This is a genomic window from Desulfobaculum sp. (genome assembly GCF_054921475.1).
The window spans coordinates 1-2,958 of record NZ_JBUDSW010000349.1; the positions used below are offsets into that span (position 1 = coordinate 1).

At 61.2% G+C, this 2,958-nt stretch carries 3 protein-coding genes; all 3 read right to left on the reverse strand.

Going from position 1 to position 2,958, the window contains the following annotated elements; translation table 11 throughout:
• Positions 1-825: alanine dehydrogenase (gene ald, locus ACY69P_RS15720; RefSeq protein ID WP_462328164.1), on the reverse strand; the 825-nt coding region annotated here is incomplete at its 3' end.
• 96 nt (positions 826-921) lie between these two features.
• Complete coding sequence (locus tag ACY69P_RS15725; RefSeq protein ID WP_404843872.1) at positions 922-1,413, reverse strand: Lrp/AsnC family transcriptional regulator; 492 nt, start codon at positions 1,411-1,413, stop codon at positions 922-924.
• 774 nt (positions 1,414-2,187) lie between these two features.
• Positions 2,188-2,958 (reverse strand): sigma 54-interacting transcriptional regulator (locus tag ACY69P_RS15730; RefSeq protein ID WP_462328165.1); only part of this gene is annotated, 771 nt, incomplete at its 5' end.

Consider the following 2,958-nt stretch of genomic DNA (forward strand, 5'->3'; position numbering starts at 1 on the left):
GGTCTCGATACAGCCGCCCTGGTCGATGGCGACGTCGACGACGACGGCACCGGGCTTCATGGTCTTAATCATGTTGGCGGTGACGAGGTTGGGTGCTTTTGCGCCGGGAATGAGCACGGCGCCGATGAGTAGGTCCGCGTAGCGGACGGCGCGGCGGATGTTGTGTTCGGTGGAGGTGGTGGTGATGAGCCGGCCACCGAACACGTCGTCCATGTAGGTGAGGCGATGGTGGTTGATGTCGATGATGGTGACCTGCGCGCCGAGGCCGAGGGCCATTTTGGCGGCGTTGGTACCGACGATGCCTGCACCGAGGATAACGACTGCGCCGGGGGTCACGCCGGGAACGCCGCCGATGAGAATGCCGCGTCCGCCGTGGGTCTTTTCGAGATAGTGGACGCCGACCTGCGTGGCCATACGTCCTGCGACTTCACTCATGGGCATGAGCAGGGGCAGGGAGCGGTCGGGCAGCTGGACGGTCTCGTAGGCGATGGAGGTACAGCCGGACTCCATGAGGGCGGAGGTCAGGGGGCGGTCGGCGGCGAGGTGGAGATAGGTGAACAGAATGAGGTCGTCACGCAGGAGGTGATATTCCTCTTCGATGGGTTCTTTGACTTTGACGACGATGTCGGTGTGCCACGCTTCGTCGCGGGAGACGATGCGTGCGCCTTTGGCGGTGTATTCGTCGTCGGTAATTCCGCTTCCTAGGCCGGCTCCGCGCTCGACGAGCACTTCATGTCCGCGTTTGATGAGGGTCTGGGCGCCACCGGGGGTGAGGGCGACGCGGTTTTCCAGCGTTTTAATCTCTTTGGGCACACCGATAATCATTGGGCCTTCCTTGCTGTTTGGCGTTGGTGATACCGCCGAAAGGGCGGAGCCACAGGTCGGTGGCGGCTCCGCAAGACGCGACGCCGCCGGAATGCCTTAGGGCAGCTGTCGCAGGTCTCGTGCGCCTTTTGGCAGCAGCACCCATTTGCGCCGTGCCTGCATGACCACGAAGGACTCGGTGCCAGTAACGGCGCCGATCTGCGAGAGCTCCTCGTTAATGAAGCGGTAGAGGTCGTCGATGCCTTCCGTCAGGACGATTTCCACCAGCAGGTCGTATCGTCCTGTGACGACGGCGACCCAGTTGACGTTATCGAGCTTGGAAATCTGCTCCATTTTTTGGTCAAGGGTGTTGTGGCTTTCGACGGTTAGGCCGACGAGGGCCACAGTCAGCCCTTTTACGCGGAATGGGTCGACCAGTGCGGCAACGCGTGCCACGCCGGAGGAAATGAGATTCTTAAGGCGGGAGCGGATGGTGGGGCCGGTAACGCCGAGGCGCTCGGCGAGCTTCCCTGTGGACTGCTGGCCATCTTCTGTGAGGGCGGCGACGAGTTTGGCGTCGGTTGAGTCGAGTTTTCGTTGCTGGTCCACGGCGTCCATCCTGGGCTAGGCGAGGTGTCACGGGAAAAAATCCAAACAGCAGGATTTTTCGTAAGCGTCAATTTGTACGGCAGTAAATATCTAATGGGCAAATTGTCTGTCAATATTTTTTCTTGCGCAATCGTTTTGATTGTAGCGTTTTATGACGTTGGGGAAAAAGTGATTGCTGCGGACGCCTGCGGGACGGGGGAAAGGGCGGGATGCGGCGCTCGCGGGGTGCAGAACGGTTTTGGTGAGGAATGCACGCGACGAAGAACTGCGTTGACGTTATGCACGGAGTGATTGCTCAATACAGTGGGTTGCTTGGGATGCGTGCGGCGCTAAAGATGCTGGAGCCTGTTGCGTCAGAAAAAGGGAAGGCCGGAACGTTCTCCACAAGAGAGACGTGGCGCATCGGACGGCGTAGTGCGCTGTGGGGCGGCGGAAATAGCTGTGCGGGGGCGAAGGAATGGGGCAAAGGGTGTGGAGAAAGGCTCCATGTTGACGCGTGGTGACGGAGAATAAGGCGAAAGGCGCGCTGCAACACAATCTGGCGCGGTTTTTGGTGTGGAAAACGTCCAGCCTGGACACGCGGGGCGCCGTGGCCGCTTCATCCCCTCTGGAAGAGTGGGAGAAGTGAAATTCCTTCTGTGGCAGTGGCATTTGCGCATTAGGCTGCCGTGGAGAATCCCGCCGCCCACGCGGGAGCCATGGCCCTGTGGCGCGGAAAAGCGGAACCACAGGGCAAAATGGGTGGGGCTGGCTGTGGAAAACTCGCGCGCCCACCTAACTGCTGCGGAAGGACGCCGCGTGGATGTCGAGGCGCTTGAGAATCTTCTGGAGGGAAACGCGCTCCAGACCCGAGAGCCGCGCGGCTTCGGAGATGTTGCCGCTGGTCTTCTTGAGCAGTTCGGTGACGTAGTTGCGGGTGAATTCGTCCATCACGCGGGCCTTGGCGTCCTTGTATGGCGGCAGGCCTGCGGGCTGGTCTTCCTCGGCGGGGCGCGACTCGGACAGGCGCACCAAGGGTAGATCAATGACATCCCCCTGCGAGAAGACGGCAAGGCGGCGCATGAAGTTTTGCAGTTCGCGCACGTTGCCCGGCCACGGACGGCTGGCGAGGTAGGCGAGCACCTCGGGGGCGATTTCCTTGGGCATCAGGCGCAGTTCGCGGCAGGCCTGCGTCAGGAAGTGGTGCGCCAAAAGCGGGATGTCCTCGGTGCGCTTGTCCAGCGGCGGTACATAGACGCTGAGGACGTTCAGGCGATAGAACAGGTCCTCGCGAAAGAGGCCGTCCTTCATCTTCTGCTCAAGGTCCTTGTTGGTGGAGGCCAGAATGCGCACGTCCACGCGCACGGACTGGCTGGAACCGACGGGGCGCACTTCCTGCTCCTGCAACACGCGCAGGAGCTTTGTCTGAATATTCATGGGAATGTCGCCAATTTCGTCCAGCAGGAGCGTGCCGCCGTTGGCGGAGACGAACAGGCCCTTGTGGGAGCGGTCCGCGCCGGTGAACGCGCCCTTGACGTGGCCGAAGAGCTCGCTTTCCAGTAACTG